Genomic DNA, 15,128 nt, shown 5'->3' with positions numbered 1-15,128 from the left:
CATGAGTATTGTAAAAATTGAAAATGTACGTGTCTTAGACCCAATTAACAAGACAGATAATATTCAAACGGTTTTTCTTGAACATGGAAAATTGGTTTCAGCATCGGATGATGTAAACCAAGTTATTGATGGTCAAGGAAAATGGTTAATGCCTACTATGGTTGATTTATGTGCACGCTTACGTGAGCCAGGTCAACAACAGCATGGTACTTTAAAATCTGAAGGTAAAGCTGCACGTGAAAATGGTATTTTACATGTGTTTACCCCCCCAGATTCAAAACCAATTGTTCAAGACAATGGTGCGCTTATTCATGGTTTAGTTGAAAAAGCGATGCTTGATGGAGGTATTTATTTAAAAGTGATTGGGGCACAAACTCAAGGACTTTTAGGTAAGCAACCCGCAAATATGGCAGGTCTTAAAAAAGGTGGCTGTACAGCTGTTTCTAATGCAAATGCTCCTTTTGCAGATGATGATGTTGTTATTCGTACACTTGAATATGCTGCCGGTTTAGATATGACTGTCGTTTTTTATGCAGAAGAGCATCAAATTGCTAAAGATGGCTGTGTACATGAAGGTTTTGTTGCCTCACGTCAAGGTTTGCCAATGATTCCAGCTTTGGCTGAAACAGTAGCAATTGCTAAATATCTTCTGATGATTGAAGCAACAGGTGTACGTGCTCACTTTGGCTTGTTGTCATGCGGTGCATCAGTTGAGTTAATTAAGCTTGCAAAAGCGAAAGGTTTAAATGTGACCTGTGATGTTGCAATGCATCAATTACATTTAACAGATCAATTAATTGATGGATTTAATTCATTAGCACATGTTCGACCGCCATTACGTTCAGAACAAGATAAAGAGTTATTACGCCAAGGTTTGAAGGAAGGGGTTATTGATGCGATTTGTACACATCATGAACCATTAAGTCGTTCTGCTAAAATGGCACCATTTGCTGAAACATTATCTGGTTTTACAGCTTTTGATACCTATGTTCCATTTGGTATTCAATTAGTTGAAGAAGGATTATTTGAGCCATTAGAGTGGGTAGAAAAAGTGACTATTGCACCAGCAAAAGTAGCAAATATGTATGAAAATTGGTTGCAAGAGTTCGGATGGGTTTTGATTGATCCAAAGTTAGAATGGCAACTAAATAAAGATACAATTATTTCACATGGTAAAAATACACCGTTGACTCAACAAACAGTAAAAGGAAAGGTTGTTCAGACTTTTTCTGCATAATATTGAAAATATAAAAAAAGTCAGCTTATGCTGACTTTTTTTATGGAAATGTGGTTTTTTTTACACTTTTTTGTTTAAATGCAGGGGAAAATATAACAATCAGTTGTGGTTAAAAAATACAATGAAGCAATTAATGATAATTGGCGTGCTTAGCTCAAGTCTTCTTTTTACGGGCTGTGATTTGTTGAAAAAAGAAAATGAAGCAAAAGAGAATGATGCAGAATCTAAACTTTTACAAGATTGGAGCTGTACTGCGCCTGCAAATTTAGAGCAAATACAAAATCATTTAAGAGATGAATATATTAAAGAATTGGATAAACGTCTTCGTCATTCTTCTTATGTGGCAGATTTAAGTCTTTTAGAAAAAATAAAAAAGGGTATTAAATTTGAAATTAAAGGTGTTACAACGCTTACACCAGATGATGATAAAAATGGCAAAGATTTAAAATGTACAAGTCAGTTAATTATTCATTTACCAAAAGGTCTTCAGCAACGTGCTGAAAATGCCTTTTTAGAAAGACCATGCGAAGAGTGTGATCATGAGTATAATAATAATAATTACACTTTGCATGATGCTTTAGAAAGTGATGACTATATATTTAAAAATGATCAGTTGTTGAGTGATTTACGATATGCGATTACGAAAACAGATAAAGACGGTCTGTATTTAAGCGTATCAAATCAGATTGCTGTTATTGAAGGTATTGTTTCAGTTTCACAATATGCTGCTGAATATGAGGCTTATGTGAAAGAAAATAAACAAGATAAAGAAAGAATAAAGCAGCATGAACAAGAACATATGGAGCAGACTGAACTTGCTCAAAAAGCAATGGATATTCGTAACAAAGAACTAGAATCTGAAAAGACTTCACTTGTTGAAAGTTTAAATCAAGCTTGGGATTCTTTGGCAGATGAGCAACGTATTGAAATCAAACAAGCCCAGGCAGATTGGTTTGAAAAACGTGATGTCGATTGTAAAGTATTGGCACAAAAATCAGTTTATTCATTATCCGATAATGAAAAAGAAACATACCAAAAGCAATATCAGTATTGGAATGATCAAATGAAACAGCAGAATGAACGTATGCAATATATTAAATGTTTTAATGCTGAAACAAAAAAACGTATTTCGTATCTAGAAGAATTAGTTCAATAGTCGAATCCGAATCATTGTTTCGATCATAAAGAATAGTCAGCTTTTGCTGACTATTTTTATTTCTAAAATAAAGATGATAATTAAACGATTAAGGTAGTATTATTTGCATCAAATAAGATTTCTTGGCATGATTTTTCATTGGCATTAATTCACGTAGTTAAATATGAAAATAGGATTCATTGGCGCTGGTCGTGTAGCAACACATTTAGCACAACAATTACAGCGGCATTATGAGGTTGTTCAAATTTATAGTCGTGATTTATTGCATGCGCAAAAGCTCGCTTTTATAGTTAATGCAGAAGCGATTAATGAATTTGAAAAAATTAATCAGCATCTAGATTTATTGATTATTGCAGTAAGTGATCAAGCTATTCCATCGGTTATAGCTCAATTAAAACAATTGAATTTTAAAGGGTTAATTGTTCATACATCAGGGAGTACTCATCTTAATGTATTGGCAAGTTCTTTAGATCGGGTTGGGATATTTTATCCATTACAAACATTTAGCTATGAGAGTGAAATTAATTGGCAACAAACACCTCTCTTTATTGAAGCACGTGAGAAAGAAGACACTGAGCTTTTAAATAATATTGCGCAATTATTAACTGAAAAAGTATATCAATATTCATCTGAACAAAGATTAAGTTTACATTTAGCGGCTGTATTTGCCTGTAATTTTAGTAATTATTGTTATGATATTTCAAAGCAAATTTTAGATCAAAAACAAGTCGATTTTTCTTTGCTATATCCACTTATTTTAGAAACAGCAAAAAAAGCAACAATGGTGAGTCCAGATCATGCGCAAACAGGTCCTGCAAGAAGAGGGGATCAAAATATTCTTCATATGCATCAGAACATGTTAAAAGCTGAAAATCAGGATAATTTTTTAGATGTCTATTCGCTATTAAGTCAGCAAATTTTAGAAAAATATCAAAGTAATAAATAGAAAATATAAAAAGGCCTATCTTGAATGATAAGCCTTTAATGAATTACTTAAATTAGTTGATTTTTTTGAAAATAAAATCATTAATTTTATGGCCGCATTCAATACCACGACGTTCAAATTTAGTTTGAGGACGCCATTCTGGGCGAGGATAGCTATTACCTTTACCCGCAAGATTTTCTAAACGTGGACGATTATCTAAAACATCTAGCATCCATTCAGCATATGGTTCCCAATCTGTTGCAGAATGGAAAGTACCACCTAGCTCTAGCTTTTGTTCAACAAGTTCCATGCGTTCATGTGCAACGAAACGACGCTTGAAGTGACGTTTTTTCTGCCATGGATCTGGGAAATAAAGTTGTACACAGTTAATGCTATTATCTGGCATTTCACGTAAAACTTGAATTGCATCTGCATCAAGTACGCGTAAATTGGTTACTTCAGCAAGACCAGCTTCATAAACACATTGAGCAATACCAGGTACGTGAACTTCAATACCCACAAAGTTACGTTCAGGATTTGCTTTTGCCATGAGAACTAGTGAACGGCCCATACCAAAGCCAATTTCAACAGTTAAAGGGCGCTCAGGATGTTCAAAGTGCTGACGTAGATCACCAACAGGATATTCCAAAATTAAGTGAGCATATTGTTCAAGCGCAGTACGTTGAGATGTATTTAATGGAGATGAACGACGCATAAAAGTGACAATTTCACGGTGTTCGTTCAGGTTGTCCAGCTCTACAACTTGCTGGTCTAATAAATCGTTCGACATAATTTTGGATAGATTAAAACTCGAAAGCGGTATTTTAAGTCTTGAGCCTAGTAAGTCAAACTTTTTTACAGCTATTGTCGAATTTTAGTCAATAAAAAGCCCAAGTTCGAGCTTGGGCTTTTTATTTTATGTTTTTGCGATTTAGTATTTCATAGAAATTTAAATGAAAAGAAAAAATGAAATCTTAAATTTGTTTTCTAACAGGGCGGTTGCTGAGACGACATAATAGCTCATAGCCAATCGTACCATTTGCTTCAGCAACATCATCGACTAATCTATTTTGTCCCCAAAGTTCGACTTTTGTACCAATTGGAGCATTTAGACCAGTGACATCAATTGCAATCATATCCATTGCTACACGTCCAACAAGAGCAACTTTTTGTCCATTAATAGCAACAAAGTTTTGTTTTGGAAATGCACGAGGATAACCATCACCATAGCCAATAGAAACAATAGCAAGTTGAGTCTCTTTCTCTGCAATATATAAAGAGCCATAACCAACAGCTTCGCCTGCTTGAATCGTATTTAAAGCAATAATTTCTGCTGTAAATGTCATTACAGGTTTTAAATCTAAATCATGTACAGATTTATCTGCAAATGGTGTTGCTCCATAGAGCATGATGCCTGGGCGCACATAATCAAAATGTAACTCAGGATATTTATAAATAGCAGCAGAGTTGCAACATGATCCCATGATTGGAGCACAATCATTTTTAACTTCAAGGAATTGACGAATTTGTTCATCATTAAGAGGATGATCGCTATCTGCATTGGCAAAATGCATTGCTAAAACACAGTTAAAACCTTCAGCTTTTAATTGATTGATGATATTTTTAATTACATCAATTTTAAAACCTAAACGATTCATACCACTATTTAGTTTTACCCAAACTTTTAAGTTTTTAGCAAGATAGGCATCTTTATTTGCCAATAGCCAATCTACTTGTTGTTGATGATGAACAATAACTTCGATGTTTTGCTCAATCACAACGTGCATTTCATCTGCTGAAAAAACGCCTTCAATAAGAGTAATATCTTGTTTATAACCTAGTTGACGAATTTCAAGTGCTTCTTCTAGGCAGGCAACGCCAAAGGCATCTGTATTTTCTAAGGCTGCTAAGCAGTCTTTAACTCCATGACCATAAGCATTGGCTTTAACCATGCTGACTATTTTAGCTTTTGGTGCAAGTTGTTTGACTCTATTGAAATTATATTGAAGTGCTTCACGATCAATATAAACTGTTGCTTGGCGCACCCTAATTACTCCTAGGATTAATTAAATTGTAATGATGAGAGATTATTCCTCATCATTATACTGAGCATAAAACTCAGGTGATAAATTACTAAAACGTGTGTATTGTCCTTCAAAAGCTAAACGAACTGTACCAATTGGACCATTACGCTGTTTACCAATAATGATTTCAGCCGTTCCTGCTTCTTTAGATTCTTTATTGTAGACTTCATCTCGGTAAATAAACATGATTAAATCGGCATCCTGCTCGATCGCACCAGATTCACGGAGATCGGACATTACAGGGCGTTTATTTGGTCTGTTTTCCAGTGAGCGGTTAAGCTGTGAAAGAGCAATAACAGGGCATTGCATTTCTTTAGCTAATGCTTTAAGACTTCGAGAAATTTCAGAAATCTCACCTACACGGTTATCCCCCATGCCTGGAACTTTCATTAACTGCAAGTAATCGACCATGATACAGCCAATTTTCCCACCATGCTGTTTTGCAATACGTCGTGCACGAGCACGAAGTTCGGTTGGTGGTAGGGCAGAAGAATCATCAATATATAGATTTTTTTCTTGAAGCTGTAAAATGGTTCCTGTGACTTTTGACCATTCTTCACCATCTAACTTACCTGAACGTAAATGTCCTTGATGAACTTTACCGTAAGCTGAAATTAAACGCATTGCAATGGAGTCTGCTGGCATCTCCATAGAAAATACGAGTGCTGGAAGATTATTGTTAAAGAGTACGCTCTCAACAAGATTCATGGCAAAGGTAGTTTTACCCATGGAAGGACGTGCAGCTACAATAATTAAGTCGCCAGCTTGCATTCCTGATGTTTTATTATCTAATTCTAAGAAGCCTGTTGTTAAACCAGTGATATTACCTTCCATTTGAGATAATTCATTGAGTTTGTCAAAAACGTCGGCAACAACACTTGTAATTGCTTTAGGGCCTGCATTTTTCTTATTGTTATTATGTTGTTCAGCAATTTGGAATACGTTTGTTTCAGCTAAATCTAAAATCTCACTGACAGATCTGCCTTTTGTGTCATAGGCATTTTGTAAAATTTCAGTACTGACTTTAATCATATTTCTTAAAGTCGAAAATTCTTTAATTTTGGCTGCATAAGTTTCAATATTATAGAAACTAGAAGGAGAGTCAGCCATAAGTTGCATGAGGTATTCTTCACCACCCGCAGCATCTAACAGATTTTGTTTAATGAGCCAGTCATTGACTAATACGGCATCATAAGGTGAGTTTTCTTTGGCAAGCGTATCAATTGCGCGGAAAATATATTTATGTCGAGTCGCATAAAAATCGCTTTCTTGTAAAACATCACCGACTTGCTCAAAAGATTCAGCAACGGTCATAAGCGCAGCAAGAACAGCTTGTTCAATTGCTAAGTTATGTGGTGGGGTACGAAATTCTTTTAATGGAGAATTTTCAGCACTATTCACTTCTGTTTTTGAGCTTTTTTGTGTGCTTTTGGCATTCGCCTGTGACATATAAATCCCTGATTTTTAAATACAGTAAATGCAAAGAAAATGTAACGTGAATCAATAGTTTTCATTTTAGCAGATGATACAGATTCTGCTTGAAAATTAGGATTGAAATTTTCATTTAAATGAAAAGTAAAAACACATTTTTTACAGATAAAAAAAGAGCATGCAAAAGCATGCTCTTTTTTTTAGCAAGAATTATTCAGCTACGATAGTAACTAAAACTTCTGCTACAACATCATGATGCAATTGGATTGCGATGTTGAATTCACCAGTGTTGCGAAGCGCACCATTTGGTAAACGAACTTCTGCACGGTCAACTTCAAGACCAGCATTAGTTAACGCATCAGCGATGTCACGAGTACCGATTGAACCGAATAATTTACCTTCGTCACCAGCTTTCGCAGTGATTACGATATTTACTTCGTTTAATTGGTCAGCACGTGCTTGAGCAGCAGCTAAAACTTCAGCTTCAGCTTTTTCAAGTTCAGCGCGACGAGCTTCAAAAGCAGCAGTGTTTGATTCTGTTGCTGCAACAGCAATACCTTGAGGGATAAGGAAGTTACGGCCGTAACCAGCTTTAACTGAAACTTTATCGCCTAATTTACCAAGGTTTTTAACGCGTTGTAATAAAATAATATCCACAGCTCAACCTCACTTATGATTGTCAGTGTAAGCAATCAAAGACAAGTAACGAGCTTGTTTGATAGCTAACGCCAATTGACGTTGGTAACGAGCTTTAGTACCTGTAATACGGCTAGGAACAATCTTGCCGTTTTCAGTGATGTACTGTTTTAAAGTGTCGATATCTTTGTAGTCGATATATGTAACGTTCTCAGCTGTAAAGCGGCAGAACTTGCGACGACGGTAGAAACGTGCCATTGATGTTCTCCTTATGCTTCAGCAGAGTCTTGAGCCAATTGTGCTTCTTCACGTTGAGCTTTACGCGCACGTTTTTCTTCAGCACTCTTAGCCAATAAAGACTCTTCAGTGATTGCGTTTTCACGACGGATAACAAGGCTACGAATAATTGCATCGTTATAACGGAACAATTCTTCAAGCTCGTCAAGAGTCGTTTGACCACATTCAATATTCATTAAAATGTAGTGCGCTTTGTGAATTTTGTTAATTGGGTAAGCCAATTGGCGACGGCCCCAATCTTCAAGACGGTGAATTTGACCTTCAGCTTCTTTAATGTGAGAGATATAGCGTTCAACCATACCTACCACTTGATCGCTTTGATCTGGATGTACCAGAAGTACGATTTCGTAGTGACGCATTGTCAGCTCCTTACGGATTATACAGCCCCTAACCTAATTGTTAGAAGCAAGGAGTCACAACCGAAGTTGTGTTGCAAAAAAATGCAAGGTGGCATTATAGGTAATATTGAAGTTAAAAACAAATAAATCTTATGCTTTTTCGGGTTAGTGATAAATTTTGAATATTTTAGTAATTATTTATTTAATAGTTCATTGCGTAATAAAAACACAATATAGCCTTTAAAATTTGGATCAGAATTAAAATTCAATGACTTATCCCAAATACCATGCTGAACGATACCTATTTTATATGGTAACTTCATCGCAGAGATTTTTTTTAAATAGTTCTGATAATTGGGAATAGTTGTTGAACCTTGATAGCTTTGAATCGCAAGTTCATCAATATTTTGACGAAGTAAGTTTAAGGTTTCTTGATTTTGTACATTGGTCCAATCCAGTAGACCAGTAATACTAAGTTTATATTTTTTAGGAAGTTGTGATCTTAGTTTTTGTAAAAAAATAGCATATTCATTTAAGTTTTTTGTTTGCGCATCGAAATCAATTTGAATACCTTGAATATTATTTCCTGCATTTTCCCATGATTGAATACGTTTTAAAATATGAGCTAATTCTTGATTATTCCATTGTAGATGGTGGTTTCTATATACAAGCCAAACTTTTTGATGTGGAATTTTAAGAACTCCAACACTTTGAGGAATGAGTGCTGATTGCTTTGAAGTGTTATTTAGACGAATTTCTCCTTGTAAAATATAGAGTTCTTTCGCTTGTTGTAAATAAGGAGCAGATTGAATTCTGCCCCAAATCCAAAATGATGAATATTGGTTTGCATCAACACGTGTTGTAGCGGCATCTATCTTCTGTATAGGTAATAAAAGCATTACGAGTGCAATATATGAAAAAATATAAGGCATCATTTTAAGCATAAATGTTTTACCAATAGTATTTTAACGATTTAGCCCAGGTTGTGTTTGGATATTCACTTTTTAAACGATTAAACCATAGTTTTCTCACTGAAATATCAACATCTTTATCTCCGCAATCATTTGTTCCTGTTGGTGAGTAACACATAACTGCACGATAAAGTGCATATGCATGTAAATCACCTTTAGGTTCATTTTCAATAATATTTTTATAGATATCTCCACGAGTGAAAAATGTACCTATGAATTTTGAAGAATCCCGCTGTTCATAACTATTCCAACTAGGTGAAATAGCAGGGTGTTCACTACGAATATATTCACCTAAGCAAACATTAAGAAGTTGATTATGCTTTGTTGTTTCGAGTTGTTTGGTTAATGTGCTTAAATCTGGGCATTGTAGCTGCGCTGTAATTTGAGTTCCATTCCAAATAAAGTGAGAAAAAGGTGGTTTTTCTTCTAGGCTTTCAATGCTGGCATAAGATTTATATTGCGCTGCATTTTTAGGTAAATTGGCATAGTATTGATTAAATAATTTAAAGTTTTGTGCCATCAATGCTTTAGATAATAACGTATATAAAGCAACTTGTTTTTGATCTTCTGAACTTTGACTAGATTGAATAATTTGTTCTAAAGATTTTTCATTGGCATGATGTTGAATAAAGTTTTGCTGTAAGTTAATTTGAGAAATGACCGGCTTTTTGCCAATAAAAGCATTTACTTCTTGTTTATTATTTAAATTTTTCGCTAAGGTTAATTCAAATAATCCTTTCTGATAGGAAGTCTTGGCTTGTTTCAGTTGTTCTTCCCAATATTGTTCAGCTTGGTTTTGATTGATTTGTTCTAAAATTTTACCTTTAAGAAAAACTTGGCTTAATTGTAAATAGTTTAAAATATTCTTTGTGCTTTTAGGAAGATATTTTAATGCTTCCTGTGGTTTGTTTTGAACATAAACTAAGTGAACAGCTTGTAGATATTGAAAGAGTTCAGGTTGAGCTTTAAATGCAGACTTTTGTGTATTTAATTGATTCCATGAAATAGGTTGCTCATCATCACTTGTTGATGCGCGTAGATTCATTAAATCATAAACTGTTAAAAAAAATGGCTCTTTAAAAATTTTAGGATCAATATTTTGACTATTAAAAATAATTCGATCTATTTCATTTGGAACTAAAGACATCGTTAAGTTGAATGAAGGCGATGATGTATGATTCATTTGCCATATAAATTCATCCACAATTTTTTCTTTTTGTTGTGTTAACCAATATGCACGACGTAATAAACCGCGAGCACTTGCGGTATATCGTCCATTAGGATATAGCTTTAGATAATTATGGATTTGATCATGGAATTTATTTACTAAAGATTGTTCAATTGAATCAAAGTTCATAAAATTATATGAGTCTATGCCTGTTGCATATGCTTCATTTAAATAAGTACGAATCAGCATATATTGGCTGGTTTCTTTAATCCATGGATCTTCAACATTTTCTAATGCTAAGTAAATCTTAGTCGCTGTGGAATAGTTAGTATTGTAAAAAGAAATAGCGCCATTTAAATATGAGGCATATTGGCGAGTGACGGTTGTCCAAGCAGGATTGACTTTAATTAAAGGGATTTGAGCATGGTCACATTCTGTTATTTTATTTCGTTCGGCAATTAAAATTTGTTTTTCTGCATTTGGAATATTTTTGTTGTTTTTGACTGCATCAATAAATTCATTTTTTCCACTTTCTAAAGATACACAACGTTCTTCGTAAATAAGTGAAAATTCTCTAGCAGAATTGCTATATTTATTTTGATCTTTGTTCTGAACTTTATTTTCAATAGCGCTTGCTAATGTAGCTGATTCAAAAGGCACAATCCCATAACTAGCAGTCCATAAGTGCTTATCTTGTGTAAGTGGTTTGATATTAATCATGCCTATATCACTTAATAGTAAGAACATATTTGTTTTACTGTTATTGCTGGGAATAAGTATGGGGAGGTTACTACAATTATTAAAATGAGTAGCGTCCATATTGATATTGGGTTCACAAGAAGTGTCTACACCTGCATGTGCTATAGACGTAATAAAAAATAAACTGGGTAAGCACGCAATAAGAAATGATTGGGTGATATTGAAAGATCTTTTTTTCATTGTGGTCACATAATAAATTTATAGTTGGAAATAAAAATGAGTAAAAATTTTATATATTTGGAATGTTATAAATTTAATAATAAAAAAAAGATAGAGATCACTCTATCTTTTTTAAAACAGTGGTAAATTAGGTGCAGGGGAGACATAGCTAAAACTAAAACTGATACTTAATGCAGTAATTAAAATCACTGAATATAAGAAATAGCGTTTAGCCCAAACCTGATCATTTTCAGCTTTAAATCCAATAATTGATAAATAAACCCAATATGCACAAAGCAGATTGAACGTAATTAAGAAAAATATATTGGTATAGCCAAAACAATACAAACCATTTAACACCGCAGCAAAGAGCAAGACATAAATCAAGCTTTCAACTTTCGTGCGAAAAATTGAACGTGCTACAGGTAAAATTGGAATGCCAGCATTTTTATAGTCATCAAAGCGGTAGATTGCAATTCCCCATGAATGTGGCATTTGCCAAAGTGCATATGCTAAAAAAATCAGCAATGCGGCAACATCAAATTCATTTGCAACAGCAGTGTAACCAATTACTGGAGGGCTTGCGCCAGAGATACTTCCAATGACCGTTTGGTGAATAGAAGTACGTTTACTCCATAGACTATAAAAAATTACATAAACCACAAAACCAAGAATAGCAAAACCGAAAGCATAGACATTTACAAAGAACCACAATAACGCAAAGCCACTAATTCCTAGTGCAGCAGAAAATGCCAATGCAACTGAAGGAGTGATAGTTTTTTTGACTAATGCACGGTTCATTGTTCGTTCCATCTTTTGGTCGATGTCTTGATCAATGAAATTATTGACAACGCAACCAGAAGCAACAACAAATGTTGTTCCTAGAAGAGTAATGAGTAAAAGGAGGAAATCTACAGAACCTTGGGCGGCTAAGAAAAAGCCGCCCAAAGTGGTAACGAAGTTACCAAAGAGAATTCCTGGCTTAGTCAGGAATAAATACTTTTTCAGCATGACAACCAGTTTAGATCATCATGTTGAAGTGTAAGTGATTCATAATCCATACCGAACCAATCAATAAGATTGCAATGGTAAGAATTGTATAAATGAATGCAATCACGTTCCAGCGTTGTTCTGAAGATGAGTTCATGTGCAAGAAGTAAACTAATTGAACAAGAACCTGAGCAACTGCTGTAATAGCAATGACAGCAACGAGTAGGCCACGTTGTCCTTCAAAATTTCCCGACATTACCATTCCAAATGGAATAATAGTCAAGATAATAGAAAGGATAAAACCAATCGTATACTGTTTTACGTTACCGTGTGCTGCACCAGCAGAGTTATGATCATGACTCATTAGATAACTCCCAGTAAGTAAACTACGCTGAATACACAGATCCAAACGATGTCAAGGAAGTGCCAGAATAAGCTTAGGCATGCTAGACGACGCATATTTGGTAGTGTTAAACCGTATTTTTTGATTTGAATCATTAATACGATCATCCAAACCAAACCAGAAGTTACGTGAATACCATGCGTACCAACTAAAGTGAAGAACGCAGATAAGAACGCACTTGTGCTTGGGCCATGACCAGAATGAACTAAATGAGAGAACTCATATAATTCCATGCCAATGAAAATAGCACCAAATACCCAAGTAATAGCTAACCAAGTTAATACCTTAGCAACATCTTTTTTGTATGCAGCAAGAACTGCAAAACCAAATGTTACAGAAGAAATTAAAAGAGCAAAAGTTTCAGTTAGGACGAAGTCTAAAGACACGCCAAATAAATCTTTTGCACTTGGTGTACCTACTGGGACGTGGCTGCTTAATACAGCGAACGCGATGAAGAGTGTACCGAATAAAATCAAGTCACTCATCAAGTAAGTCCAGAAACCAAAGACAGTGATGTCGGTATCATCGTGATGATGATCATCGTGTCCATGGTTGTCGTGATGAAGTACTTCAGCCATTGTCTTAGTCCTTCTTCAAGTGTTTTTCAAGAAGCGCATAGCGTTCATTTTCAATGCGTTCAACTTCAGCAGCTGGAACATAGTAGTCCACTTTCTTCGTGAAAGAAGAAACGATGAAGCTGATGATAGAAGCAATGAAAGTAACAACTACTAACCACCAAATATGCCAAATTAAAGCAAAGCCCATAATTGTAATAAACATTGCAATTACAAAGCCCGCAGCACGGTTTGTTGGCATATGGATATCTTCATACTTCGCAGGTTTTGCATAAGCAAGACCATTTTCTTTGTCAGTCCAGAAAGTATCAATACCATGAATTTTTGGAAGATGAGCAAAGTTATAGAACGGAGCAGGTGAAGAAGTAGACCATTCAAGAGTACGGCTATTCCATACGTCACCAGTGTAATCCATGTTGTTTTTGCGTTGTAAGAAACCAACAACGATTTGCATTACGAAACACAATAAACCAAACAAGATTAATACTGAACCAACGAAAGCAATGGCTAAGTATGGATCCCATTCAGGGTTGTCATAAGTATTCAAACGACGAGTCATGCCCATGAAACCAAGAACATAAAGTGGCATGAATGCTACATAGAAACCAATGAACCAGAACCAGAATGCAGCTTTACCCCAAGCTTCATTTAATGTCCAACCAAACATTTTTGGCCAGTAGAAAATGATTGCCGCGAACATCGCGAATACAACACCACCAATAATTACGTTATGGAAGTGAGCGATAAGGAATAAAGAGTTGTGTACAAGGAAGTCCGCAGGTGGAACCGCCATTAATACACCAGTTAAACCACCGATACCAAAAGTCACAAGGAAACCTAGTGTCCATAGCATTGGGGTAGTGTACGTAATACGACCCTTATACATCGTGAATAACCAAGAGAAGATTTTCACACCTGTAGGGATCGCAATAATCATGGTCATGATACCGAAGAACGCGTTAACGTTGGCACCTGCACCCATTGTAAAGAAGTGGTGAACCCAAACAACTAGTGATAACACACCAATTGCTACAGTTGCATACACCATTGACTTGTAACCGAACAACGTTTTGCGAGCAAAAGTTGCAGTAACTTCTGAGTAAATACCAAATGCTGGTAATACCAAGATATATACTTCTGGGTGACCCCAAGTCCAAATCAAGTTTACGTACAACATTGGGCTACCACCCAAGTCATTTGTAAAGAAGTGGAAGTCGAAGTAACGGTCAAGCGTAAGCATTGCAAGAGTCGCAGTTAATACTGGGAATGTTGCAATGATTAGAACTGCAGTAATTAAACTCGTCCAAGTGAAAATAGGCATGTCCATAAGTTTCATGCCAGGTGCACGCATTTTAATGATGGTAACAAAGAAGTTAACACCAGTTAAAAGTGTACCAAGACCAGAAACCTGAATCGCCCAGATGTAGTAGTCCATACCTACGCCTGGAGAATATTCAATGCCTGAAAGTGGTGGATATGCCATCCAACCAGTCGCAGCGAATTCACCAATCGCAAGAGAAGCCATCATTAAACCAGCAGCACCAGCGAATAACCAGAAGCTAAGAGAGTTTAATAACGGGAATGCTACGTCACGTGCACCAATTTGAAGTGGTACAGAAACGTTCATTAAACCTACTACAAGACCCATTGCCACGAAGAAAATCATGATTACACCGTGTGCGGTGAAGATCTGATCGTAGTGTTCTGGGTGTAAATAACCTTCACCGCCACCTTTTGCAAGGAACAGTTGAAGACGCATCATAATCGCATCGGCAAAACCACGCAAAAGCATGATAATCGATACGAAAATATACATGATACCAATTTTTTTATGGTCTACAGATGTGAACCATTCGTTCCACAAGTAGCCCCATTTTTTGAAATAGGTAATACCTGCAATAACTGCAAGGCCACCTAAAACCATCAGTGCAACAGTCACCAACACGATTGGATCGTGAGGAATTACTTCTGGACCTAACTTACCTAAGAAGCTCATGTA

General features: G+C 35.6%; 15 protein-coding genes. 3 read left to right on the top strand and 12 right to left on the bottom strand.

Annotated elements, in window-relative coordinates:
- Position 1 precedes the first annotated feature (1 nt).
- From AOY20_RS13155 to AOY20_RS13145, 3 genes are all read left to right on the top strand, one after another.
- On the top strand, positions 2 to 1,237 hold the full coding sequence (locus AOY20_RS13155) for a dihydroorotase (protein ID WP_054582289.1): 1,236 nt from the start codon (positions 2 to 4) through the stop codon (positions 1,235 to 1,237).
- Between the two features lie 121 nt (positions 1,238 to 1,358).
- Positions 1,359 to 2,393, top strand: coding sequence for a hypothetical protein (locus tag AOY20_RS13150; protein ID WP_054582288.1), 1,035 nt, complete (start codon positions 1,359 to 1,361; stop codon positions 2,391 to 2,393).
- 163 nt (positions 2,394 to 2,556) lie between these two features.
- Entirely contained in the window at positions 2,557 to 3,339 is a 783-nt protein-coding gene (locus AOY20_RS13145; RefSeq protein ID WP_054582287.1) for a Rossmann-like and DUF2520 domain-containing protein, read from the top strand.
- Between the two features lie 52 nt (positions 3,340 to 3,391).
- On the opposite strand, the gene trmB is transcribed toward AOY20_RS13145, so the two are convergent.
- The 12 genes from trmB to cyoB all read right to left on the bottom strand — a co-directional run bounded on the left by trmB (position 3,392) and on the right by cyoB (position 15,125).
- Entirely contained in the window at positions 3,392 to 4,108 is a 717-nt protein-coding gene (trmB, locus tag AOY20_RS13140) for a tRNA (guanosine(46)-N7)-methyltransferase TrmB (protein ID WP_054582286.1), read from the bottom strand.
- Between the two features lie 184 nt (positions 4,109 to 4,292).
- Entirely contained in the window at positions 4,293 to 5,363 is a 1,071-nt protein-coding gene (gene alr, locus AOY20_RS13135; RefSeq protein WP_054582285.1) for an alanine racemase, read from the bottom strand.
- 42 nt (positions 5,364 to 5,405) lie between these two features.
- Complete coding sequence (gene dnaB / locus AOY20_RS13130) at positions 5,406 to 6,851, bottom strand: replicative DNA helicase (RefSeq protein ID WP_054582284.1); 1,446 nt, start codon at positions 6,849 to 6,851, stop codon at positions 5,406 to 5,408.
- A gap of 192 nt (positions 6,852 to 7,043) precedes the next feature.
- Positions 7,044 to 7,490, bottom strand: coding sequence for a 50S ribosomal protein L9 (gene rplI, locus AOY20_RS13125; RefSeq protein WP_054582283.1), 447 nt, complete (start codon positions 7,488 to 7,490; stop codon positions 7,044 to 7,046).
- Positions 7,491 to 7,499: 9 nt separating this feature from the next.
- A complete protein-coding gene (gene rpsR / locus AOY20_RS13120) occupies positions 7,500 to 7,727 on the bottom strand; it encodes a 30S ribosomal protein S18 (RefSeq protein ID WP_054582282.1) in 228 nt (75 codons plus the stop codon).
- Between the two features lie 11 nt (positions 7,728 to 7,738).
- On the bottom strand, positions 7,739 to 8,125 hold the full coding sequence (gene rpsF / locus AOY20_RS13115) for a 30S ribosomal protein S6 (RefSeq protein ID WP_054582281.1): 387 nt from the start codon (positions 8,123 to 8,125) through the stop codon (positions 7,739 to 7,741).
- A 173-nt stretch (positions 8,126 to 8,298) separates the two neighbouring features.
- Entirely contained in the window at positions 8,299 to 9,048 is a 750-nt protein-coding gene (locus tag AOY20_RS13110; RefSeq protein WP_417855557.1) for a DUF3142 domain-containing protein, read from the bottom strand.
- A gap of 7 nt (positions 9,049 to 9,055) precedes the next feature.
- On the bottom strand, positions 9,056 to 11,182 hold the full coding sequence (locus tag AOY20_RS13105; protein WP_054582280.1) for a PA5441 family protein: 2,127 nt from the start codon (positions 11,180 to 11,182) through the stop codon (positions 9,056 to 9,058).
- A gap of 111 nt (positions 11,183 to 11,293) precedes the next feature.
- Positions 11,294 to 12,172: a heme o synthase gene (cyoE, locus tag AOY20_RS13100; RefSeq protein WP_054582279.1), complete on the bottom strand. Its 879-nt coding sequence runs from the start codon at positions 12,170 to 12,172 to the stop codon at positions 11,294 to 11,296.
- Positions 12,173 to 12,182: 10 nt separating this feature from the next.
- On the bottom strand, positions 12,183 to 12,515 hold the full coding sequence (gene cyoD / locus AOY20_RS13095) for a cytochrome o ubiquinol oxidase subunit IV (protein ID WP_054582278.1): 333 nt from the start codon (positions 12,513 to 12,515) through the stop codon (positions 12,183 to 12,185).
- Positions 12,515 to 13,132 carry a cytochrome o ubiquinol oxidase subunit III gene (cyoC, locus tag AOY20_RS13090; protein WP_054582277.1) on the bottom strand — a complete coding sequence of 206 codons (618 nt, stop codon included), beginning with the start codon at positions 13,130 to 13,132 and terminating at the stop codon, positions 12,515 to 12,517. Before cyoC ends, cyoD begins: the two co-directional genes overlap by 1 nt.
- 4 nt (positions 13,133 to 13,136) lie before the next feature.
- Complete coding sequence (cyoB, locus tag AOY20_RS13085; RefSeq protein WP_054582276.1) at positions 13,137 to 15,125, bottom strand: cytochrome o ubiquinol oxidase subunit I; 1,989 nt, start codon at positions 15,123 to 15,125, stop codon at positions 13,137 to 13,139.
- Between the last annotated feature and the right edge of the window lie 3 nt (positions 15,126 to 15,128).

Source organism: Acinetobacter equi (assembly GCF_001307195.1).
GTDB classification, from domain to species: domain Bacteria; phylum Pseudomonadota; class Gammaproteobacteria; order Pseudomonadales; family Moraxellaceae; genus Acinetobacter; species Acinetobacter equi.
This window is presented reverse-complemented; position numbering and strand designations above follow the sequence as displayed.

Bases quoted from the DNA above. Each gene is read 5' to 3' on its own strand.
- AOY20_RS13145 (WP_054582287.1), top strand. From the start codon at position 2,557: ATGAAAATAGGATTCATTGGCGCTGGTCGTGTAGCAACACATTTAGCA.
- cyoE (WP_054582279.1), bottom strand. From the start codon at position 12,172: ATGCTGAAAAAGTATTTATTCCTGACTAAGCCAGGAATTCTCTTTGGT.
- cyoD (WP_054582278.1), bottom strand. From the start codon at position 12,515: ATGAGTCATGATCATAACTCTGCTGGTGCAGCACACGGTAACGTAAAA.
- cyoB (WP_054582276.1), bottom strand. From the start codon at position 15,125: ATGAGCTTCTTAGGTAAGTTAGGTCCAGAAGTAATTCCTCACGATCCA.
- cyoC (WP_054582277.1), bottom strand. From the start codon at position 13,132: ATGGCTGAAGTACTTCATCACGACAACCATGGACACGATGATCATCAT.
- AOY20_RS13155 (WP_054582289.1), top strand. From the start codon at position 2: ATGAGTATTGTAAAAATTGAAAATGTACGTGTCTTAGACCCAATTAAC.
- AOY20_RS13110 (WP_417855557.1), bottom strand. From the start codon at position 9,048: ATGCTTAAAATGATGCCTTATATTTTTTCATATATTGCACTCGTAATG.
- dnaB (WP_054582284.1), bottom strand. From the start codon at position 6,851: ATGTCACAGGCGAATGCCAAAAGCACACAAAAAAGCTCAAAAACAGAA.
- rpsF (WP_054582281.1), bottom strand. From the start codon at position 8,125: ATGCGTCACTACGAAATCGTACTTCTGGTACATCCAGATCAAAGCGAT.
- AOY20_RS13105 (WP_054582280.1), bottom strand. From the start codon at position 11,182: ATGAAAAAAAGATCTTTCAATATCACCCAATCATTTCTTATTGCGTGC.
- trmB (WP_054582286.1), bottom strand. From the start codon at position 4,108: ATGTCGAACGATTTATTAGACCAGCAAGTTGTAGAGCTGGACAACCTG.
- AOY20_RS13150 (WP_054582288.1), top strand. From the start codon at position 1,359: ATGAAGCAATTAATGATAATTGGCGTGCTTAGCTCAAGTCTTCTTTTT.
- rpsR (WP_054582282.1), bottom strand. From the start codon at position 7,727: ATGGCACGTTTCTACCGTCGTCGCAAGTTCTGCCGCTTTACAGCTGAG.